Origin of the sequence: Streptomyces sp. ITFR-6 (assembly GCF_031844725.1) — a bacterium.
Classification (GTDB): Bacteria; Actinomycetota; Actinomycetes; order Streptomycetales; family Streptomycetaceae; genus Streptomyces.
The window spans coordinates 7,448,200-7,469,748 of record NZ_CP134612.1 but is presented as its reverse complement, the minus strand read 5'-3'; the positions used below and the strand labels follow the sequence as shown (position 1 = coordinate 7,469,748).

Here is a 21,549-nt window from a genome sequence, read left to right as displayed (position 1 = left end):
GAATTATGGCTTCCATCACAGCAGTTACCGAGGTGCTCTGGTGAGATCACCGAATGCTCGGTCCCCCCTTTCGCCTCCTGCCCTTCTGGGTCCGCGAGCCCGTCTTCATCCTGGTCGGGTCCGTCTTCGGCGTACGCATCATGTATCTCGCCGCTCACGAACAGAACTGGGCCGCGGCCGGCATCGGCACGGTCTTCCTCGTGTTCACCGCGATTCGCGTCCACACGGTGGTCCGTGCGCTGCGCGCCCGCCGGAGCCCGGACCAGCCGGCCCCGGCGGGCGGCACCGTGCCGCCACAGGCACCAGCGGAACCGCGGCCCTGACCGACGGGAGGGTCGCCGAGCCGGAGGCCCAGGTCGAGTTCGACACGTACACCGTGAACCTCTCGGCCACGTACAACAAGCTGTCGGTCGCCCAGTACGTGAAGATGAAGAAGACCGCGGGTGAGGACAACAGGGCGGACACGATTCTCGGCCGGCCCGCGCTCTTCTCCTCGGATCCCACCATGAAGTTCGAGATCAGCCTCGGGGGCAGGGAATCCAGCGCGCCGGTCGAGGAAGGCCCGCTCGCCAGGACGCTGACCGTGGCTCTCGACCGGAAGGACGCGGGCGGCTACTACGACATCACCGTATGGAGCAGGACCGGAGCCCTTCCTGACGACGGTGTCCTCCTCAACCTCGCGGAGGAGGTTCTGCCGACGGTCCCGGACCGGGCGGCCCGATGAGTCACCCGGCCCGGCCGGGACGTGTCAGAGGCGTTCGATGATGGTGACGTTGGCCTGGCCGCCGCCCTCGCACATGGTCTGCAGGCCGTAGCGCCCGCCGGTCCGCTCCAGTTCGTGCAGGAGGGTCGTCATCAGCTTGGTGCCGGTGGCGCCGAGCGGGTGGCCGAGCGCGATGGCGCCGCCGTTGACGTTGACCTTGCCGGGGTCGGCGCCGGTCTCCTTCAGCCAGGCCAGGACGACCGGGGCGAACGCCTCGTTGATCTCGACGAGGTCGATGTCGTCGATGGACATTCCGGCCTTCTTCAGGGCGTACGCCGTCGCCGGGATCGGTGCGGAGAGCATCCGGATCGGGTCCTCTCCGCGCACCGAGAGGAGGTGCACGCGGGCACGGGGGGTGAGGCCGTGCTCCGCGACGGCCCGTTCGGAGGCGATGAGCAGCGCGGAGGCGCCGTCGGATACCTGCGAGGAGACCGCGGCGGTCAGTCTGCCGCCCTCGACTACCGGCTTGAGCCCGGCCATCTTCTCCAGCGAGGTGTCGCGGCGCGGTCCCTCGTCGACCCGGACGTCCCCGTAGGCGACGGTCTCGCGGTCGAAGCGGCCCTCGTCGATGGCGTGCAGGGCCCGCCGGTGCGAGCGCAGGGCGAACTCCTCCATGTCCTGGCGGCTGATGCCCCACTTCTCCGCGATGAGTTCGGCGCCGTGGAACTGGTTGACCGGCGCGTCGCCGTAGCGGGCCCGCCAGCCCACGGAGCCCGCGTACGGGCCGTCGGTCAGCCCCAGCGGCTCTGCGGCCTGGCGGCTGGCGAAGGCGATGGGGATCATCGACATGTTCTGGGTGCCGCCCGCCACGACCAGGTCCTGGGTGCCGGACAACACGCCCTGGGCGGCGAAGTGGACGGCCTGCTGGGAGGAGCCGCACTGCCGGTCGACGGTGGTGCCGGGCACCTCCTCGGGAAGGCCTGCGGCGAGCCACGCGGTGCGGGCGATGTCGCCGGCCTGCGGACCGACGGTGTCCAGGCAGCCGAAGACGACGTCCTCCACGGCCGCCGGGTCGACCCCGCTGCGCTCGATCAGCGCCTTGATGACGTGGGCCCCGAGGTCGGCGGGGTGGACGGCCGACAGCCCGCCCTTGCGCCGGCCGACCGGAGTGCGTACCGCGTCGACGATATAGGCCTCGGCCATGACTGCTCCCTCGTAAGCGTGTTGATGGCATGTCAGGTGCGTGGGGTGATGCCTTCCAGGACCATGGACAGGTACTGGCGGGCGATCTCCTCCGGGCTGTGGGTGCCGCCGGGGCGGTACCAGGAGGCGGCGACCCAGACGGTGTCGCGGACGAAGCGGTAGACGAGCCTGACGTCCAGGTCGCCTCGGAAGGCGCGCTCGGCCACCCCGCGCTCCAGGGTCCGCAGCCAGGCGTCCTCGAACTTCGCCCGGGAGTCGCTGAGGTAGGCGAACCGCGGCTGGGCGGAGAGCCGGCCGGACTCCTTCTGGTAGATGGCGACCGCCGGGCCGTGCCGGTCGATCTGCCGGAAGGACTGGGTGACGAGCGCCTCGATGGTCGCGCCGGGTCCGAGTCCGGCGGCGAGAACGGTGCCGTAGCCAGCCCACAGTTCGTCCAGGAAGGCCGAGAGGATCTCGTCGAGCATCGACTCCTTGGAGTCGAAGTGGTAGTAGAGGCTGCCCGCGAGCAGCCCCGCCTCGTCCGCGATCCGGCGGACGGTGGTGGCGTTGTAGCCCAGGGCGGCGAACACCTCGGCGGCGGTGGCCAGGAGTTCGGCGCGTCGTTCGGCGTTGGCGTTCCCGGCGATCGGGGTCACGCCCTCTGGCTGCTGACGGAGACGGTCTCCCCCGTCATGTACGAGGAGTAGCCGCTGGCCAGGAAGACGATGACGTTGGCGATCTCCCAGGGCTCGGCGTACCGGCCGAAGGCCTCCCGTTCGGTGAGTTCGGCCAGCAGTTCCGGGGTGGTGACCTTCACCAGGTGCGGGTGCATGGCCAGGCTCGGGGCGACGGCGTTGACGCGGACGCCGAAGTCGGCGGCCTCCAGGGCGGCGCACCGGGTGAGGGCCATCACGCCGGCCTTCGCGGCGGCGTAGTGGGCCTGGCCGCGCTGGGCGCGCCAGCCCACGACGGAGGCGTTGTTGACGACGACGCCGCCTGTGCCGTGGTCCTTGAAGTGGCGCAGGGCGGCGCGGGTGCAGCGGAAGGTGCCGTTCAGGGTGACGTCGAGGACCTTCGACCACTGCTCGTCGGTCATGTCGACGAGGTCCGCGGTGCCGCCGAGTCCCGCGTTGTTGACGATGATGTCGAGGCCGTCGTGGCGCTCCGCGGCGAAGCCGAACAGGGCGTCGACCTCCTCCTGGTCCGTGACGTCGCAGGGCAGGGCGGCGACGTTGTCCGCGCCGAACTCCTCGGCCAGCGCGGTGGCGCTCTCCCCCAGCCGGCGTGCGTGGGCGTCACCGATGACGATCCGGGCGCCCTCCTCCAGGAACCTGCGGGCGGTGGCGCCGCCGATCCCGGCGCCCGCTGCGGCGGTGATCACAGCGGTGCGTCCGGCCAGGAGCGAGTGCCCCGCTACATGGGGCGGCTGGGTGGTCACGGGCGACTCTCCTTGGGCCGGCCGAGGACGCGCTCGACGGTGACGGTGCGGAACTCCTCGACGCTGCTCATGCCGGTACGTTAATCTACCAAACACTTGTTAGGGAAGGAGGGGCCGATGTCCGCTGCCCATGACGAACCGGTGCGCTACGAGAAGCGGGGACCCGTCGCGACGGTGACCATGAACCGGCCCGACCACCGCAACGCCCAGAACTCCGCCATGACCTACGCCCTGGACCGGGCCTTCTACCGCGCGGCCGACGACAGCGAGGTGAAGACCGTCGTACTGGCGGGAGCGGGCAAACACTTCTCCGCCGGCCACGACATCGGCACCCCTGAGCGCGATGCCCATCTGCCCTTCGAACGCCGGGCGGGGCTCTGGTGGGACCACTCGGACAAGGAGGGCGCGGAGAGCCGCTTCGCCCGGGAGTCCGAGGTGTATCTGGGGATGTGCCGCCGGTGGCGGGAGCTGCCCAAACCCGTCATCGCGTCCGTACAGGGCGCGTGTGTGGCCGGCGGCCTGATGCTGGCCTGGGTGTGTGATCTGATCGTGGCCTCCGAGGACGCGTACTTCGCCGATCCGGTGGTCCGCATGGGCATCCCGGGTGTCGAGTACTTCGCGCATCCCTGGGTGATGCCACCCCGGATCGCCAAGGAGTTCCTGTACACCGGAGACCGGATGAGCGCCCGGCGCGCGTACGAGGTCGGCATGGTCAACCGGGTCGTCCCCAGAGTGGAACTTCCGCAGCGAACAAACGAGTTGGCGCTGCGGATCGCTCAGATGCCGCGCCTGGGACTCGCCCTGACCAAGCGCGCCGTCAACCAGGCCGAGGATCTTCAGGGCATGCACACCGGCATGGACTCGGTGTTCGGCCTGCACCACCTGGCGCACGCCCACAACGCGGAGACCGCGCACGACGCGCTGGGCGGCATGGACATCCGGGCGATGAAGGAGGCGGGTGCCTGATGGACCTCGATCTCGACGCGACCGACGAGGAGTTCCGGACAGAGGTACGCTACTGGCTGGCCGCCCATGTGCCGGCCGTCCCCCTGCCGTCCCTGGAGACCCGCGAGGGGTTCGCCGCCCACCGGGAGTGGGAGGCCACCCTGTCGGCGGACCGCTGGTCGGTGGTGTCCTGGCCCGAGGAGTTCGGCGGCCGCGGTGGCTCACTGCTGCGCTGGCTGGTCTTCGAGGAGGAGTACTACGCCGCCGGGGCGCCCGGCCGGGTCAGCCAGAACGGCATCAGTCTGCTGGCCCCCACCCTCTTCGAGAACGGCACCGCCGAGCAGCGGGCCCGGATCCTGCCCCCGATGGCGAGCGGCGAGGTCATCTGGGCGCAGGCCTGGTCCGAGCCGGAGTCCGGCTCGGACCTGGCCTCGCTGCGCTCGACGGCCGTACGCACCGAGGGCGGCTGGCTGCTCAGCGGCCAGAAGACCTGGTCCTCGCGGGCCGCCTTCGCGGACCGCGCCTTCGGTCTGTTCCGCAGCGACCCGGACGCGGACCGGCCGCACCGGGGACTGACGTATCTGATGTTCCCGCTCAACGCGGAGGGTGTCACCGTGCGGCCCATCGGGCGGCTCGACGGGAAGCCCGCCTTCGCGGAACTCTTCCTGGACGAGGTGTTCGTCCCGGACGAGGACGTGATCGGTGAGCCCGGACAGGGCTGGCGGGTCGCGATGAGCACCACCGGGAACGAACGCGGACTCACCCTGCGCAGTCCGGGCCGGTTCACGGCCGCCGCGGACCGGCTGACCGCGCTGTGGCGCGCACACGGCGATCCGGCCGATACGGCGCTGCGCGACCGGGTGGCCGACGCCGTGATCGGGGCCCGCGCCTACCGGCTGTTCTCCTACCGGGGCGCCTCCCACGTGCTGCACGAGGAGGGCGGGCCCGCCGGGGCCGCCTCCAGCCTCAACAAGATCTACTGGTCCGAACTGGACATCGCCCTGCACGAGACGGCCCTCGACCTGCTCGGCCCGTACGGCGAACTCGCGGACCACGCGGCCGAATCGCCCGCCGGCGGGGCCTGGGCCGAGGGCTACACCTTCTCCCTGGCCGGACCCGTGTACGCGGGCACCAACGAGATCCAGCGCGACATCATCGCCGAGCGGCTGCTCGGCCTGCCGAAGGGACGCCGGTGATGCGATTCTTCCCCGACGCCGAGCAGCGGGAGTTCGCCCGCTCCCTCGACGCCCTGCTCACCGCCGGCGACACCCCGGCCGTGATCCGGTCCTGGGCCACCGGCGAGCACGGTCCGGGGCGGGCCCTCTGGACACGGCTGGCCGAGGCCGGGGTGTTCGCCCTCGCGGTCCCGAAGGAGCACGACGGATTCGGCCCGCTGCCGGTCGAACTCGCCGTCGCCTTCGAGGTGCTGGGACGCCACGCGGTTCCCGGGCCACTGGTCGAGACGGTGGCCTCGGCAGCACTGCTGGACCGGCTCGGAGACCCGGACACGGCCGCCGCCCGGCTCCCCGCCATCGCCTCCGGCACGTCCCTCGTCTCGCTCCGCCTGACCTCGCTCGGCCCGTACGCGCTGGACGCGGACGCGGCCGACGCGGTGTTCGTGGTGGACGGCGACACCCTGCGCCTCGCCGCGGGCCCCGGTCCCGTGCAGCCCTCGGCCGATCCGGCGCGGCGGCTGTCGCGGCCGTCCCGGGGCGCGGTCGTCGCCCGGGGTCCCGAGGTGACCGCCGCGGCACGGTACGCGGCCGATGTCGCCGCGCTCGCCACGGCGGCCCAGGCGCTCGGGGTCGGCCGCACCCTGCTCGCCCGTACCGTCGCCTACGTCACCCAGCGCACCCAGTTCGGGGTGGCGATCGGCTCCTTCCAGGCGGTCAAGCACCGGCTGGCGGACACCCTGCTGGCTTTGGAGTTCACCGAGCCGCTGGTGCACGGCGCCGCCCTCGCGCTCGCCGCCGGGGACGACGGGGCGGGGCGCGAGATCGCCGCGGCCAAGGTCACCGCGGGCGAGGCGGCGTACCGGGCGGCGCGCACGGCCCTCCAGCTGCACGGTGCGGTGGGGTACACCGACGAGCTCGACCTGTCGCTGTGGATCCGCAAGGCCCGTCCGCTCCGGGACGCCTGGGGCACCCCGGCCGCGTGCCGGGCGCGGGTACTGGCCGGCTGACCGCACACCCGGGAGACCAGCCGGATGAGGCCGGCGACCCGCTGAACCCGTCGGACAAGAGAGGCCTCACATCATGGACAGCGAAAGCCCGCTGGACTTCACCGGGCAGGTGGTGCTGGTCACCGGCGGCACCAAGGGCATCGGGGCCGCCATCGCCTCGGCCTTCCTCGGGGCCGGGGCGCACGTGGTCGTCTGCGGCCGCACCACCCCGGACACCCTGCCCAGCGCGGGGGGCCGGGAGGCCGTCTTCCTCGCCGCCGACGTGCGCGACCCGGCGGCGGCGTCCTCGCTGGTGGACAGCGCGGTGGAGCGCTTCGGCCGGCTCGACGTGCTCGTGAACAACGCGGGCGGCTCGCCGGACGCCGCCGCGGCCACCGTCTCACCGCGCTTCGTCGAGAAGGTCGTCGCGCTCAATCTGCTCGCGCCCTTCTACGTGGCGCAGGCGGCCCACCGCGTCATGCGGGACCAGGGTGGCGGTTCGATCGTCAACATCGGCAGCGTCTCCGCCCACCACCCGCAGCCCGGCACCGCCGCCTACACCGCCGCCAAGGCCGGGCTCCTCGCACTCACCAGGGCGCTGGCCCTGGAGTGGGCGCCGGCGGTCCGGGTCAACCACATCACCACCGGGCTGATCCGCACGCCGGGCGCGGCCTCGGTCTACGGCGCGGACGGCGGCGCCTCGGTCGCGGGCGTCATCCCGATGGGCCGGATGGCCGTACCGGAGGACGTCGCCCAGGCCTGCCTGTACCTCGCGAGCGAGCTGTCCGGATACGTCAACGGGGCGGATCTGGCGGTGCACGGCGGCGGGGAGTTCCCGGCCCGCTACCTCGCCGCGAAGGCGGCCGGCGAACCGGGCTGAGGCCTGGGTGCCGGGACGCGACCGGCCCACGTGACGCAGACCATCCTCTGTGTCCGCGATCCGTGGGTAGGTCTCCGGTACGGTGTCGAACGCTTCGGGCCGGACAGACCCTGGAAGGCACGGAGCGGTTCGCCGCCGCCGAGTGACCACGGGACACCGAACGGTGCGCCCGTGCGACATCGCCCGTCCTGACGCCACGCGCTCGTGACACGACTGGGGAGTTTGATGTTCGACAAGGTATTGGTCGCCAACCGTGGTGAGATCGCGATCCGCGCGTTCCGCGCCGCGTTCGAGCTCGGAATCTCCACGGTGGCGGTGTATCCCCACGAGGACCGCAACTCACTCCACCGGGCCAAGGCGGACGAGGCGTACCGGATCGGGGAGCCGGGACATCCGGTGCGCGCCTACCTCTCGGTCGACGAGGTCGTCAAGGCCGCCCGGAAGGCGGGCGCCGACGCGATCTACCCCGGCTACGGCTTCCTGTCGGAGAACCCGGACCTCGCGGCCGCCTGCGCGGAGGCCGGCATCACGTTCGTCGGACCGCCCGCCTCCGTACTGAACCTGACGGGGAACAAGTCCCGCGCGGTCGCCGCCGCCCGGGAGGCCGGGGTGCCGGTACTGAAGTCCTCCGAGCCCTCGGAGGACGTCGACGCGCTCGTCGCCGCGGCGGAGGACATCGGCTTCCCGGTCTTCGTCAAGGCCGTCGCGGGCGGCGGCGGGCGCGGCATGCGCCGGGTCGCCGCCGCGGGCGAACTGCGCGAGTCGATCGACGCGGCCATGCGCGAGGCACGCTCCGCGTTCGGTGACGCGACGGTCTTCCTGGAGCAGGCGGTGATCAACCCCCGCCACATCGAGGTGCAGATCCTCGCCGACGCGGAGGGCAACGTCGTGCACCTGTACGAGCGGGACTGCTCGTTGCAGCGCCGCCACCAGAAGGTCGTCGAGATCGCACCCGCCCCGAACCTCGACCCGGAGCTGCGGGACCGGATCTGCGCCGACGCCGTCGCCTTCGCCCACCACATCGGCTACGTCAACGCGGGCACGGTCGAGTTCCTCGTCGACGAACGCGGCAACCACGTCTTCATCGAGATGAACCCGCGCATCCAGGTCGAGCACACCGTCACCGAGCAGGTCACAGGGCGTGACCTGGTCATCGCCCAGCTGCGCATCGCCGCCGGCATGACGCTGCCCGAACTGCACCTCTCCCAGGACGACATCACCCTCAACGGCACCGCGATGCAGTGTCGCATCACCACAGAGGACCCGGCCAACGGCTTCCGGCCGGACACCGGCACCATCTCCGCCTACCGCTCCCCCGGCGGTCCCGGGGTGCGGCTGGACGGCGGCACCGTCCACACCGGGGCGGAGGTGTCCGCCCACTTCGACTCGATGCTCGTCAAGCTCACCTGCCACGGGCACGACTTCACCAACGCGGCCCGCCGGGCGCGCCGGGCCGTCGCGGAGTTCCGCATCCGGGGTGTGGCGACCAACCTGCCGTTCCTGGGCGCCGTGCTGGACCAGCCCGACTTCCGGGCCGGGCGCATCACGACGAGCTTCATCGAGGAGCACCCGGAGCTGATCCGGGCCCGCCCCTCGGCCGACCGGGGCAGCCGGATGCTCGGCTACCTGGCCGAGACCACCGTCAACCGGCCCTACGGCCCCCGCCCGTCCGTCATCGACCCGGCGGACAAGCTGCCGGCCCTGCCGACCGGGTCGCCGCCCGCCGGTTCCCGGCAGCGCCTCGCGGCCCTCGGCCCGGAGGCCTTCGCCGCCGAGCTGCGCGCCCAGCCGGCCGTCGCCGTCACCGACACCACGTTCCGCGACGCGCACCAGTCGCTGCTGGCCACCCGGGTGCGGACCCGGGACCTGCTGGCCGTCGCCCCGCACGTGGCCCGGACCGCCCCGCAGCTGCTGAGCCTCGAATGCTGGGGCGGCGCCACCTACGACGTGGCGCTGCGCTTCCTGGCGGAGGACCCGTGGGAACGGCTGGTGAAGATCCGGGAGGCCGTGCCCAACATCTGTACCCAGATGCTGCTGAGGGGCCGCAACACGGTCGGCTACACGCCCTATCCGACCGAGGTCACCGAGGCGTTCGTCGCCGAGGCCGCGACCGCCGGAATGGACGTCTTCCGGATCTTCGACGCCCTCAACGACGTCTCCCAGATGCGCCCGGCCATCGACGCCGTGCGCGCCACCGGCACCTCGGTCGCGGAAGTGGCGCTCTGCTACACCGCGGACCTCTCGGACCCCGGCGAGACCCTGTACACGCTGGACTACTACCTGCGTCTCGCGGAGCAGATCGTGGCCGCGGGCGCCCATGTCCTCGCCATCAAGGACATGGCCGGGCTGCTGCGTCCGCCCGCCGCCCGCACCCTGGTCACCGCGCTGCGCGAACGGTTCGACCTGCCGGTCCATCTGCACACCCACGACACCCCCGGCGGGCAGCTGGCCACCCTGATCGCCGCCATCGACGCGGGAGTCGACGCGGTGGACGCGGCGGTCGCCTCCATGTCCGGTACGACGAGCCAGCCCTCGCTGTCCGCACTGGTCGCCGCCACCGACCACACCGAACGGGCCACCGGCCTCTCGCTCCAGGCCGTCGGTGACCTGGAGCCCTACTGGGAGGCGACCCGCAAGGTCTACGCCCCCTTCGAGTCCGGTCTCGCCTCGCCCACCGGCCGGATCTACCATCACGAGATCCCCGGCGGACAGCTGTCCAACCTGCGCCAGCAGGCCATCGCCCTCGGTCTGGGCGACCGCTTCGAACTCATCGAGGACTGCTACGCCGCGGCCGACCGGATGCTCGGGCGGCTGGTGAAGGTGACGCCGTCTTCCAAGGTGGTGGGCGATCTGGCACTGCATCTGGTGGGCGCGGGCGTCGAGGCGGCCGACTTCGAGTCCGACCCCGGCAAGTTCGACGTACCGGACTCCGTGATCGGGTTCCTGCGCGGCGAGCTGGGTGACCCGCCCGGCGGCTGGCCCGAGCCGTTCCGTACCCGCGCGCTGAAGGGCCGCCCGGAGAAGGCGCAGCCGCCGCGGCTCTCGGACGAGGACCGCGAGGGGCTGGAGAAGTCGCCGCGCGCGACCCTGAACCGGCTGCTCTTCCCCGGCCCGACCAAGGAGTTCGAGGCCCACCGCGAGGCATACGGCGACACCTCCGTCCTGCCGACCCAGGACTTCCTGTACGGGCTGGAGACGGAGACCGAGCACACGGTCACGCTCGACCCGGGTGTCACCCTGCTGATCGAGCTGGAGGCCATCTCGGAGGCGGACGAGCGCGGCTTCCGCAGCGTGTTGGCCACCCTCAACGGGCAGTTGCGGCCGGTCTCGGTGCGGGACAGGTCCGTCGCCACCGAGGTCAAGGCCGCGGAGAAGGCGGACCGGGGCAACGCGGGCCATGTCGCGGCCCCGTTCGCCGGGGTCGTCACCCTCCAGGTGGAGGAGGGCGCCTCGGTCTCCGCCGGCCAGACCGTCGCCACCATCGAGGCCATGAAGATGGAGGCGTCGATCACCGCCCAGTCCGCCGGGGCGGTCCGACGGCTCGCGATCGGCCGGGTCCAGCAGGTCGAGGCGGGCGATCTGCTCATCGAGATCGCCTGACGGACCCCCTGGAGGAGGCCCGCAGAGCACCGGCCACCGGCCGCCGGAATCCGGCGGCCGGTGTGCCGCGGCCCCTGTGCCGCGGCCCGTGCGCTGTCACGCGTCGTCGTCGTTGACCCAGCTCATGAGCTTGCGGAGCTCACGGCCCGTGGTCTCCAGCAGGTGGTCGCTGTCGGCCTTCTTGTACTCGTTGTACTTGGGCAGACCGTTGTGGTACTCCGCCATCCAGGCCTTGGCGAAGGTGCCGTCCTGGATCTCGGCGAGGACCTTCTTCATCTCGGCCTTGGTGGCGTCGGTGATGATGCGCGGGCCGGTGACGTAGTCGCCCCACTCGGCGGTCTCGGAGATCGACCAGCGCATCTTCTCCAGGCCGCCCTCGTACATGAGGTCCACGATGAGCTTCAGCTCGTGCAGGCACTCGAAGTACGCGATCTCCGGCTGGTAACCGGCCTCGGTCAGCGTCTCGAAACCGGCCTTCACCAGGGCGGCGGTGCCACCGCAGAGGACTGCCTGCTCACCGAAGAGGTCGGTCTCGGTCTCCTCGGTGAACGTGGTCTTGATGACGCCGGCGCGGGTGCCGCCGATGCCCTTGGCGTACGAGAGCGCCAGCTCCAGGCCCTTGCCCGTGGCGTCCTGCTCGACGGCCACGATGCACGGAACGCCGCGGCCCTCCTCGTACTGGCGGCGGACCAGGTGACCCGGGCCCTTCGGGGCGACCATGCAGACGTCGACGCCCATGCGGCGGCTTGATGAAGTCGAAGCGGATGTTCAGGCCGTGGCCGAAGAACAGCGCGTCGCCGTCCTTGAGGTTGTCCTTGACGGACTCCTCGTAGACCTGGGCCTGGATCGGGTCCGGAACCAGGATCATGATGACGTCGGCCTCGGCGGACGCCTCGGCGGGCGTCACCACGCGCAGGCCCTGCTCCTCGGCCTTGGCCTTGGACTTCGAGCCCTCGTGCAGACCGACACGGACGTCGACACCCGAGTCGCGCAGCGACAGCGCGTGGGCGTGGCCCTGGCTGCCGTAGCCGAGGACCGCGACCTTGCGGCCCTGGATGACGGACAGGTCGGCATCGTCGTCGTAGAACAGCTCGGCAGGCATGGGGAGTTCTCCTTGGTTCCTGGAATACGAGGATGTACGGACGGGAACAGCGGGGGCGGCCGGGGGGTTACGCGCTCTGCGCGCGTACCGCGGTGGTGCTGCCGGCCGGGGTCAGGCGGACCGGCCGGGCCTCGCGCGCGGTGCGGTCGGCCAGCGCCCGGGAGCCCCGGCCGATCGCGATCGCGCCGGACTGGACGAGCTCCTTGATGCCGAAGGCCGCGAGCATCCTGAGCATCGCGTCGAGCTTGTCGCCGGAGCCGGTCGCCTCAAGGGTGACCGCTTCGGGCGAGACGTCCACGGTTCTGGCCCGGAACAGTTCGGCGATCTGCACGATCTGGGCGCGCGAGGCGTTGTCGGCGCTCACCTTCACCAGGACCAGCTCGCGCTGGACGGCCGAGTCGGCCTCCAGCTCGACGATCTTCAGGACGTTGACCAGCTTGTTGAGCTGCTTGGTCACCTGCTCCAGGGCGAGTTCGTGATCGACCCGGACGACGATCGTGATGCGGGAGAGATCGGGGTGTTCCGTGGTGCCGACCGCGAGCGAGTCGATGTTGAAGCCGCGGCGCGAGAACAGGGCGGCGACCCGGGCGAGGATGCCGGGCGTGTTCTCGACCAAGACGGAGAGCGTGTACTGGGACATGTCGGGAGGTCCTCTCAGTCGTCCGCGGAGTCGCCGAAGTCGGGGCGTACGTCGCGTGCGGCCATGATGTCGTCGTTGGAGGTGCCGGCGGGGACCATCGGCCACACCATCGCGTCCTCGTGGACGATGAAGTCCACCACGACGGGGCGGTCGTTGATCGAGTTGGCCTTGTCGATGATCGCGTCGAGCTCGTACGGGTTCTCGCAGCGCAGGCCCACACAGCCCATCGCCTCCGAGAGCTGTACGAAGTCGGGCACCCGGGTGCCCTTCGCCGGGAGGCCGTCGGTGTCGGCGCCGGAGTGCAGCACGGTGTTGGAGTACCGCTGGTTGTAGAAGAGGGTCTGCCACTGGCGGACCATCCCGAGCGCGCCGTTGTTGATGATCGCGACCTTGATCGGGATGTTGTTCAGCGCGCAGGTGGTGAGCTCCTGATTGGTCATCTGGAAGCAGCCGTCACCGTCGATCGCCCAGACCGTACGGTCCGGCATCCCGGCCTTGGCCCCCATCGCCGCCGGAACCGCGTACCCCATCGTCCCCGCACCGCCCGAGTTGAACCAGGTGTCCGATTCCTCGTGCGGGAGGAACTGCGCCGCCCACATCTGGTGCTGGCCCACACCGGACGCGAACAGCGTTCCGTCCGGAGCGAGTTGGCCGATCCGTTCGATGACCTGCTGCGGGGAGAGCAACCCCGGGTCCGCGGGGAGTTCGTAACCGCGCCGGTAGGTGGTCCGCCAGCGGTCCAGCTCCCGCCACCAGGCCGTGTAGTCGCCCGAGCGCCCCTCGTCCCGCTCGCCGCGCACGGCGACGGCCAGGGCGTCGAGCACCTCGCGGGCGTCTCCGACGATCGGGACGTCCGCGAGCCGGTTCTTGCCGATCTCCGCCGGGTCGATATCGGCGTGGACGACCTTGGCGTAGGGGGCGAAGCCGTCCAGTCTGCCGGTGACCCGGTCGTCGAACCGGGCCCCCAGGGCGACGATCAGATCCGCCTTCTGCAGCGCGGCGACCGCGGCGACGTCACCGTGCATGCCGGGCATCCCGACGTGCTGCGGGTGGCTGCCGGGGAAAGCGCCGAGCGCCATCAGGGTGGTGACGACGGGGGCCCCGGTCAGCTCGGCCAGGGTGCGCAGCTCGGCGGTGGCGCGTGCCTTGAGCACCCCGCCGCCGACGTAGAGGACCGGCCGGCGGGCCTCGCCGATGAGCCGGGCGGCCTCGCGGATCTGCTTGGCGTGCGGCTTGGTCACCGGGCGGTAGCCGGGCAGTTCCAGCACCGGCGGCCACTGGAAGGTGGTGGCCGCCTGGAGGGCGTCCTTGGTGATGTCGATGAGCACCGGTCCCGGGCGGCCGGTTGCGGCGATGTGGAAGGCCTCCGCGACGGTCCGCGGGATGTCGTCGGCGTCGGTGACCAGGAAGTTGTGCTTGGTGACCGGCATGGTGATGCCGACGATGTCCGCCTCCTGGAAGGCGTCCGTGCCGATCGATTTGGAGGGCACCTGGCCGGTGATCGCGACGAGCGGCACGGAGTCCATGTGCGCGTCCGCGATCGGGGTCACCAGATTGGTGGCGCCCGGACCCGAGGTCGCCATGCACACCCCGACCTTGCCGGTGGCCTGGGCGTATCCGGTGGCCGCGTGGCCGGCACCCTGCTCGTGGCGGACCAGCACATGGCGGACCCTGGCCGAGTCCATCAGGGGGTCGTACGCGGGGAGGATGCAGCCGCCCGGGATGCCGAACACGGTGTCCGCGCCGACCTCTTCGAGAGAGCGGATGAGCGACTGGGCACCCGTCACGTGCTCGGCGCCGGTGTCCGGCTGCCCGGTGGGACGGGTCCGCACTTGCGGGAGGAGGGGCGCGGGGGCCTGCTGCACAGCGTTTGACATCGTCAGTTCCAAAAGTCCGTAGGGGTGTTGTCGAGTCCGTTCCGGTGATCGGGAGCCGCGGCGGTGGCGGCCGGTGGTACGTGCCCGCCGCCGGGTGATCACCGCATCGGGTGCACCCGGCGGACCGGGCGGGTCAGGGCGGGGCCCCCGCCGTCCGCAGGGCATCGTGGGCGTGCCGTACGACGTCGAGGCCGGAGAGCCTCTTGACGAACGGTCCTTCCACGCTCAGCTCGCCGCGCACCGCCACCGCCGCCGCGTAGCCCCGGTCCACCGGGACGTCGAGCAGGGTCCAGCCGGACGGCGGGTACGGCCCCTCGGGGCGTCCGGAGCCGACGTAGTCGAGAGCGGGGTCGCGGCCCAGGCCCGTGCCGAGGCCCTTGAGGTAGGCCTCCTTGCGGGTCCACAGCCGGGCCAGCGCCCGAGGCCGTTCCGCCGGGCTGAGCGCGGCCAGTTCCGCCTGCTCGTCCACGTGCAGCATCGAGGCGAGTTCCGCGGTGCCTTCCTCGTCGCCCACCAGCTCCACATCGACCCCTATGGGGGCCGCCGCGGTGCCGACGACGGCGAGGTCGCCCCGGTGGGACAGCGAGAAGAACAGCCGTTCCTCGGCGTCGAGCACGGTGGGCCGGCCGTGCGGTCCGCCGCAGCAGGGACAGGTGTCCCGGCCGAGGTGGACGTCCTCCGGTCGCAGGCTCAGGTACGAGCCCAGCAGCCGGCGGAGGGCGACGTGCGCGGCCGTGAACCGGGTGCGGTCGGCGGCGTGCATGAGGCCGGCGGCACGTTGACGCTCGGTCGCGTCGAGTACCTGTTCGTCCAGGATGCCGAGAGGGACATCCGAGACCCTCAGGAGCCAGAGGTCCAGTGAGCCTGGGGGTGGCAGCTCACGAACGACCCACGGCAGGGTTTGTTCCACGGGGTCTCTCCTGTTCGTACGGGAGTGAGACAGGCGAGCCGGGTCTCACCGCGTGGCCGGCGCGACCGGCAGGTCGCGCCTTCCGCGCAGCGGCCCGGTCAGCAGGAGCAGCGGGGTCAGGGCGAGCCCTGCGGTCAGCACCCAGAGGGCGGGCCGCAGGCCGAGCAGGGTGCCGAGGCCTCCTCCGAGCAGTGAACCGATGGGGATCACACCGAAGTTCGCGACCGAGATGCTGGCCGAGACCCGGCCGAGCAGCTGGGGCGGACAGTAGCGCTGGCGGAACGCGCCCTGGATCACGTTGGCGAGGACGACACCGAGCGAGAGCACGGCGCTTCCCGCCACCAGCGCGGCCAGTGTCCAGCCCGCCCCGGTCAGCGGGATGAGCAGGGCGAACGGGGCGCTGACGATCGTGGCGCCCAGCAGCCCGTGCGCCGAGCCGAACCGTGCGATCAGGCGTTTCGCGAGGGTGGCCCCGAGGATGCCGCCGATGCTGCTCGACGCGAGGAGCCATCCGGTGGCGCCTTCGGGTACCCCGAGTACGCGGAGGATGAAGGCGGGCAGGATCGCCGCCTCCGCCGTGAGCACCAGGTTGGTGGCGGTGCCGTAGAGGGTGAGCACCCGCAGGTAGGGGTCCTTGAAGGCGAAGCCGAGCCCTTCCTTGATGTCCTGCCTCAGCGCCGGGCGTTCCGAGGGCCGCTCCGGCAGCTGCTCCTGGCTGCGGATGCCGGAGAGGCAGAGCGCGGAGACGAGGAACGTCGCGGAGTTCACGAGGAGGCCGGAGGTGGCGCCGAACGCCTGGGCGAGCAGTCCACCGCCGCCGAGACCCGCGACCTGGGCGACCGATTCGCTGCCCTGGAGCTTGGCGTTGGCCTCCTGGAGGTCCTCCGGCTCGACGATGGACGGCACGTAGACCTTGTACGAGATCCCGAAGAACACCGCGGCGAAACCGTTGATCAGCGCGACGGTCAGCAGCTGGGTCATCGTCAGGATGCCGAGCCAGCCCGCGACCGGCACGCTGGCCAGGAGCACGAGCGGAACCACGTTGCAGATCTGCATGATCGGCCGCCGCCGCATCCGGTCCACCCAGGCACCGGCCGGCAGGCCGATCAGCAGCCAGGGCAGCCAGGGCGCGGCGGCCAGCAGACTCGCGGAGAAGACGCTCTCCTTGAGCGTCACCAGGGCGACCATGGGCATGGCGACCGAGGTGATGTTGATGCCGACGCGGTTGGTCGTCTCGCCGATCCACAGCAGCCGGAAGTCCCGGTGGCCGCGCAGCCCGCCGCGCGGGGGCGGTTCGTGGTCCATGCCGGGGGCCCGCTCCGACAGTCCGGCGCTCATGACGTCACCGCCTGGAGCACGGCCCGGGTCAGCAGCGCGCTCCCGTCCGACCAGCGGGTGCGCCGGGAGGTCAGCTCGGCCTTGAGTACGTCCCGCCGGGCCGCCAGAGCGCGTATCCCGTCGGCCGTGGAGCCGGGTCCGCCGCCGTGGGCGCAGGCCTGGGCCACCAGGTCCGGGGCCAGTCCGCCGTCCTCGACCGAGGGGAAGCGGGCCGCGTCCACCAGCGACCGGCCGGAGTCCAGGGCGCCGAGCACGGTCTCGCCCACCAGATGGTGCGCGGCCCGGAACGGCATCCCGTCCAGTACGAGCCGCTCCGCCAGGTAGGTGGCCGAGGTGAATCCGTCCACGGCCCGGTCTCTCATGCGTTCGCGTTCGGGTTCGGTGCCCGCGACGACCAGGCTCAGCAGGGTCACCGCGTCGGTGGTGTCGCTGAGTCCGGGCCACAGGTGGCGTACGGCTTCGGTGCCGACCGCGATGGCGTTGGTGTAGCCGCCGGTGGTCATGGCGGTCGCCGCGCCGACGAAGGCGCCGAGGCTCGCGGCGGACCGGCCCTGGATGTGTTCGAGGAGGAACGGGTTGCGTTTCTGCGGCATCATCGAGCTGGACCCGACGAGGGTGTCGCCCACCCTCAGCAGTCCGGACTCCTCCGATGTCCAGGTGCTCAGGTCCCGGCCGGTGCGGGCCAGGGCGACGCCGAGGACGGCGGACGCGGACAGCAGGTCCAGGACGAAGTCGCGGGAGGCCACCGCGTCGACCGAGTTGGGCGCGGCGGAGCTGAAGCCGAGGAGTTCGGCGGTGCGCCTGGGGTCGATCGGAACGGAGGTCCCGCCGATCGCGCCGGCTCCCAGCGGGTTGACGTCTATCTGGCGTCCGGCGTCGAGCAGCGACTCGTACGCACGCAGTACGGCGCCGGCGACACCGGCGAGGTAGTGGCCGTAGCCGATCGGCACGGCGGGCTGCCCGTGGGTGTAGGCGGGCATGACCACGCCCCGGTACTCCTCCGCCTTGTCCAGGAGTACGCCCGCCAGCCGGTCGACCGCGTCGAGGAGGACCAGATAGGGACCGCGGACCTTGAGCCGGGTGGTGGTGGCGTTGAGGTCGTTGCGCGAGCGGCCGGTGTGCAGGATGCCGCCGGTCCGGTCGCCCAGCTGCTCGATGAGGTGGCCCTCGTAGGCGAGGTAGACGCCGCGCGGCATCGGTCTGGCCCTGACGGGTGCGAAGTCCTGGCCGCGCAGTTCCTCGATGGCGCGCAGCAGGGCCGCGGCCCGGTCCCGGTCGACGATGCCGCGTTCGGTGAGCATGATCAGGTGGGCCCGGTCGACCTCGCTGATGCCGCGCAGTTCCTGCCCGAGTCCGTCGGCGGTGTCCGGCAGGTACTGGTCGTAGACGATGCGGTGCGCCTCGGCGTCGAGCGCGGCCTTGAGCCGGCCGGTGTCGACGCCGTGCGCGGGCGCTGTGGTCATGCGTATGCCTCCTCTGTGTGCAGATCCGCGTACGACACGGCTTCGCCGAGCAGGGCCACGGACCGGCCGGCTGCCTCCGCCGCCCGTCCCGAGCGGTCCGCGACGGCGATGACGTGACCGACGCGGCCCCGGAAGTCCTCGGCGGGGCCGACCGGTTCGCCGGGTGCCCGGTAGAGCAGTGCCTCGACGGTGCCCGGTACGGTGCGGGCCCGGTCCACGGCTTCGTGCAGGGCGGCAGGCGGTACGAGGATGCCGTCCCGGTCGCAGGTGAGGAAGCGGATCGAGGCGCGGGCGTGGCCGACGCGTTCCAGCTCCGGGGCGGACCCGAGCGCGGCCAGCACCTGGGCGCGTACGAGGTCGATCCCGCAGGCCCTGCGGACCAGTTCGGGGATCATGCCGCCGGCCAGCCTGGGGTTGACCTCGATGACCTGGGCGGTGCGGGTTCCGGTCAGTCGCAGTTCCACGTGGGCGGCGCCCCAGCCGAGTCCGAGCGCGCGCACCGCGCGAACCGCGGTCTCGCGCAGGGCGATCTCCTGTTCGCCGGGGAGCGCGGCCGGTACGTCGTGCCCGGTCTCGACGAACGCCGGGAGCGGGCCGACGTGTTTGGCGACGGTGACGACGGCCTCGGTGCCGAACACCTCGACGGAGAACTCGGGGCCCGTCAGGTACTCCTCGACCAGGATCCGGCCCGGTGCGGCGATGCCCCGCTCGTTGACGGTGGCCGAGAGCAGGGTTCCGGCGTGCTCGGCGACCTCGTCGAGGTCCGTGCAGAGCCGGACGCCCAGGCTTCCCGAGCCCTGGACCGGTTTGACCACCACGGGCAGTCCGATGCGGCGGGCGGCGGCGAGTGCGCCGGTCACCTCGGAGACGGCGGCGAAGCCCGCGGAGCCGACGCCCGCGCCGGTCAGGGCCCGGCGCTGCTCGGCCTTGTCGCGGCAGGCCCGTACGGCGTCGGCGGACGGGCCGGGCAGCCCGAGCCGGTAGGCCAGTGCGGCGGCGGTGGGTACGTAGTACTCGGAGCTGGTCAGGACGCCCGCGACGGTCGCCCCGTCCTCCAGTGTCCGCACGGCCGCCCACAGCGCGTCCTCGTCGGAGGTGTCCACGGTGACGGTCCGCAGCCGGTCCTCGGCGGCGTACGGGTAGCGGCCCGGGTCCGCGCAGAGCAGCACGGGCACCACGCCGAGTTCGGCCGCGCGGCGGGCGAACAGCCGTCCCGTGCCTGTGGTGTTGCTCTCCACCAGGAGCAGCAGGCGCTCACTCATGAGCCGACCACCGGCATCACCACGTCGTCGAAGCCGCGGCGGGCCCAGAGCAGCCGGGACCAGGCGGCGGTGGCGTCCAGCGGGTGCTCGACGGTGCGGGGGCCGTCCGCGGCGGGGGCGGGGACGATGCCCTGCTCGTTCAGCCAGGTGTCGTTGTACACCGTGGACTGGTAGCGGTAGCCCTCGTCCGGGAGGACCATCACGACGGTGCTCCCCGGGTTCTGCTCGGCCCACCAGGAGGCGACCTGGAAGGACGCACCGCTGGTCGGGCCCATGAACAGGCCGTGCTCGCGGTAGAGCTGGTGGGTCGCGTGGAACGCCTCGGGCGCGGTCACCCAGTGGACCTCGTCGTACGCGGTGTGGCTGACGTTGCCCGGGTGGATGCTGCTGCCGAGTCCGCGCAGGGTGCGCGGTCCGTCGGGGCTGCCGAAGATGATGCTCCCCTGGGTGTCGACGCCGACCAGGTGGAGTGCGGGCCCGGTCTGCCGCAGCGCGGCGGCGAGTCCGCCGGTGGAGCCGCCCGAACCCACCGGGCCCACCAGGCAGTCCACGGCGCCCACGGTGTCCCCGATCAGGTCGGCGACGATGCCGTACGCGCCGGGGTTGTCCGGGTTGTCGTACTGGCCGGGGACGAAGGCCTCCGGGTCCTGCCGGCGCAGCTCGGCCACGCGGGCGAGCCTGGCGCCCTGGATGCCGCCGGCCTGGCCGGTGTGCTCGACGATCTCCACGGTCGTGCCGAGCATTTCGAGCCGGGTCCGCAGATCGCGGTCGATCGCCGAGTCACCGACGATGGTCAGCGGGTAGCCGCGCAGCCGGCAGACCATGGCCAGGCCCAGTGCGAAGGTGCCGGAGGAGGTCTCGATGATCCGGGTGCCGGGTGAGATCAGGCCGGCGGCCTCCGCCCGGTCGAGGATGTAGCGGGCGGGCAGCAGCTTCATCAGGCTGAAGGCGGCCGCGTAGAGGTTGTCGGTCACCTTGATGATGCGGGGCAGCTCCGTCGCCTCCACGATCGAGGAGTGAGCCTTGGGGAGAGTCGTCGTCGTCATGTCAGTCACCCGTTGTGTAGTTCCACTGCTCGTGAATTCCGAGCTCTTGCAGGAGGTCCTGGGCCGTGCCGGTCCGCGCCTCGACCTCGGGGTCGTCCCGGTCGAAGAGGAGTCCGGCGATGTCCCCGCTGTGTGCCGCCTGGATTCCGACGGCTCCGGTGGTCCGCGCGATGTCCCGGATGCGGTCGAGCCGCGGGATCGGCAGATGGCGCTGGTTGATCTCCGTGCTGGCCGTGGCCACCGATCCCAGCAGGGCCACGTCCTTCATCTGGATGGCCTCCCGGAGCATGGACTGCAGCCGGGTGAAGAGGTCGATCTCGTCCTGCCCGTAGCGGGCCGGCGAGAAGGCCAGGGTGTCCACGCCGCGCCCGCCGCCCTCGGGCCGTGAGCCGAAGCCGAGGATCCGCAGGGCCGGCATCCGGTAACCGAAGTCCTCGATCACCGTGCCCTCGCGCTGGGCGAACAGGACGGTGGACTCCTCGAACATCAGGGAGTCGGAGGCGGTTTCCGCCCGTACCGCGATCCTGGCGACCTCCTGCGGCGGCAGCGGGCTGACGAACGCGTCCTTGACCGCCCAGATGGCGGCGAGCACATCGCTCGTGGAGGAGCCGAAGCCCCGGCACAGCGGTACGTCACCGGTGAGGTCGAGGTGGCCGCCCGCCGGCTCTGCGCCCGGCGGGGTCACCGCGCGGACCGCGAGTTCGGCCGCGCGCCGTGCCTTGCCCTTCCAGTGCGGCGTGACGGTGACCTCGTCGCCGGGGGCGGGGATGAACGTCGCGCGGGTCGCGTGAATGGTGCAGGGAAGAGTGACGAGACCTCGGGTGAGCCCTCCGTCACCGGTGAACACGCCTTGCAGGATCTCACCGTGGTGGACGGGGGCTGAGGCTACCCCGACACGCCAGCCGGAATGATCAACCATTTCCTTGACTTTCTGTTGCCGGGACCGTGGCCTGCGGATGGCTTCACGCTATGCAGGCCGGAACGTGCCGCCCGGCGGCATGA

18 protein-coding genes and 2 pseudogenes are annotated in these 21,549 nt (G+C 71.8%); 8 read left to right on the top strand and 12 right to left on the bottom strand.

The features are described 5' to 3' along the window. Nucleotides 1–53 precede the first annotated feature (53 nt). From RLT59_RS33895 to RLT59_RS33885, 3 genes and pseudogenes are all read left to right on the top strand, one after another. On the top strand, nucleotides 54–323 hold the full coding sequence (locus RLT59_RS33895) for a hypothetical protein (RefSeq protein ID WP_311308005.1): 270 nt from the start codon (nucleotides 54–56) through the stop codon (nucleotides 321–323). Further along, nucleotides 320–376, top strand: a pseudogene (locus tag RLT59_RS33890) (hypothetical protein); the annotation flags it as partial. The gene RLT59_RS33895 and the pseudogene RLT59_RS33890, both read left to right, overlap by 4 nt. Beyond that, nucleotides 377–724, top strand: coding sequence for a hypothetical protein (locus RLT59_RS33885; protein WP_311308004.1), 348 nt, complete (start codon nucleotides 377–379; stop codon nucleotides 722–724). Nucleotides 725–748: 24 nt separating this feature from the next. Here RLT59_RS33885 and RLT59_RS33880 read toward each other — a convergent pair whose 3' ends face one another. From RLT59_RS33880 to RLT59_RS33870, 3 genes are read right to left on the bottom strand one after another with little or no spacing between them, the layout of a single operon-like run. Then, nucleotides 749–1,906 carry an acetyl-CoA C-acetyltransferase gene (locus tag RLT59_RS33880; protein ID WP_311306924.1) on the bottom strand — a complete coding sequence of 386 codons (1,158 nt, stop codon included), beginning with the start codon at nucleotides 1,904–1,906 and terminating at the stop codon, nucleotides 749–751. 32 nt (nucleotides 1,907–1,938) lie between these two features. After that, nucleotides 1,939–2,541: a TetR/AcrR family transcriptional regulator gene (locus RLT59_RS33875; RefSeq protein WP_311306923.1), complete on the bottom strand. Its 603-nt coding sequence runs from the start codon at nucleotides 2,539–2,541 to the stop codon at nucleotides 1,939–1,941. After that, nucleotides 2,538–3,323: an SDR family oxidoreductase gene (locus RLT59_RS33870; protein WP_311306922.1), complete on the bottom strand. Its 786-nt coding sequence runs from the start codon at nucleotides 3,321–3,323 to the stop codon at nucleotides 2,538–2,540. The genes RLT59_RS33875 and RLT59_RS33870 overlap by 4 nt, the downstream gene beginning before the upstream one ends. A 117-nt stretch (nucleotides 3,324–3,440) precedes the next feature. On the opposite strand from RLT59_RS33870, the gene RLT59_RS33865 reads away from it, so the two are divergent. The 5 genes from RLT59_RS33865 to RLT59_RS33845 all read left to right on the top strand — a co-directional run bounded on the left by RLT59_RS33865 (nucleotide 3,441) and on the right by RLT59_RS33845 (nucleotide 10,909). After that, a complete protein-coding gene (locus RLT59_RS33865) occupies nucleotides 3,441–4,289 on the top strand; it encodes an enoyl-CoA hydratase (RefSeq protein WP_311306921.1) in 849 nt (282 codons plus the stop codon). After that, the gene (locus tag RLT59_RS33860; RefSeq protein WP_311306920.1) at nucleotides 4,289–5,464 is read left to right on the top strand and encodes an acyl-CoA dehydrogenase family protein; all 1,176 of its coding nucleotides are present in this window, start codon (nucleotides 4,289–4,291) and stop codon (nucleotides 5,462–5,464) included. The genes RLT59_RS33865 and RLT59_RS33860 overlap by 1 nt, the downstream gene beginning before the upstream one ends. After that, nucleotides 5,464–6,450 (top strand): acyl-CoA dehydrogenase family protein, encoded by a 987-nt coding sequence (locus RLT59_RS33855; RefSeq protein ID WP_311306919.1) that lies wholly within the window; start codon nucleotides 5,464–5,466, stop codon nucleotides 6,448–6,450. The genes RLT59_RS33860 and RLT59_RS33855 overlap by 1 nt, the downstream gene beginning before the upstream one ends. Nucleotides 6,451–6,523: 73 nt before the next feature. Next, on the top strand, nucleotides 6,524–7,309 hold the full coding sequence (locus RLT59_RS33850) for an SDR family oxidoreductase (protein WP_311306918.1): 786 nt from the start codon (nucleotides 6,524–6,526) through the stop codon (nucleotides 7,307–7,309). Nucleotides 7,310–7,534: 225 nt separating this feature from the next. Further along, a complete protein-coding gene (locus tag RLT59_RS33845; RefSeq protein ID WP_311306917.1) occupies nucleotides 7,535–10,909 on the top strand; it encodes a pyruvate carboxylase in 3,375 nt (1,124 codons plus the stop codon). A gap of 96 nt (nucleotides 10,910–11,005) precedes the next feature. Here the strand turns inward: RLT59_RS33845 and ilvC are convergent. The 9 genes and pseudogenes from ilvC to RLT59_RS33800 form a co-directional block, all read right to left on the bottom strand. Further along, nucleotides 11,006–12,011, bottom strand: a pseudogene (gene ilvC / locus RLT59_RS33840) (ketol-acid reductoisomerase). A 67-nt stretch (nucleotides 12,012–12,078) separates the two neighbouring features. Further along, nucleotides 12,079–12,651, bottom strand: coding sequence for an acetolactate synthase small subunit (ilvN, locus tag RLT59_RS33835; RefSeq protein ID WP_311306916.1), 573 nt, complete (start codon nucleotides 12,649–12,651; stop codon nucleotides 12,079–12,081). A gap of 14 nt (nucleotides 12,652–12,665) precedes the next feature. Beyond that, complete coding sequence (locus RLT59_RS33830) at nucleotides 12,666–14,528, bottom strand: acetolactate synthase large subunit (protein WP_311306915.1); 1,863 nt, start codon at nucleotides 14,526–14,528, stop codon at nucleotides 12,666–12,668. Between the two features lie 133 nt (nucleotides 14,529–14,661). Next, on the bottom strand, nucleotides 14,662–15,438 hold the full coding sequence (locus tag RLT59_RS33825) for a 4'-phosphopantetheinyl transferase family protein (RefSeq protein WP_311306914.1): 777 nt from the start codon (nucleotides 15,436–15,438) through the stop codon (nucleotides 14,662–14,664). A gap of 45 nt (nucleotides 15,439–15,483) precedes the next feature. Further along, a complete protein-coding gene (locus RLT59_RS33820) occupies nucleotides 15,484–16,776 on the bottom strand; it encodes an MFS transporter (protein ID WP_311306913.1) in 1,293 nt (430 codons plus the stop codon). Then, on the bottom strand, nucleotides 16,773–18,239 hold the full coding sequence (locus RLT59_RS33815; RefSeq protein ID WP_311306912.1) for an argininosuccinate lyase: 1,467 nt from the start codon (nucleotides 18,237–18,239) through the stop codon (nucleotides 16,773–16,775). The genes RLT59_RS33820 and RLT59_RS33815 overlap by 4 nt, the downstream gene beginning before the upstream one ends. Next, a complete protein-coding gene (locus RLT59_RS33810; RefSeq protein ID WP_311306911.1) occupies nucleotides 18,236–19,501 on the bottom strand; it encodes an ATP-grasp domain-containing protein in 1,266 nt (421 codons plus the stop codon). Before RLT59_RS33810 ends, RLT59_RS33815 begins: the two co-directional genes overlap by 4 nt. Then, a complete protein-coding gene (locus tag RLT59_RS33805; protein WP_311306910.1) occupies nucleotides 19,498–20,547 on the bottom strand; it encodes a PLP-dependent cysteine synthase family protein in 1,050 nt (349 codons plus the stop codon). The genes RLT59_RS33810 and RLT59_RS33805 overlap by 4 nt, the downstream gene beginning before the upstream one ends. A gap of 1 nt (nucleotide 20,548) precedes the next feature. Further along, nucleotides 20,549–21,394, bottom strand: coding sequence for a GHMP family kinase ATP-binding protein (locus tag RLT59_RS33800; protein WP_311306909.1), 846 nt, complete (start codon nucleotides 21,392–21,394; stop codon nucleotides 20,549–20,551). Between the last annotated feature and the right edge of the window lie 155 nt (nucleotides 21,395–21,549).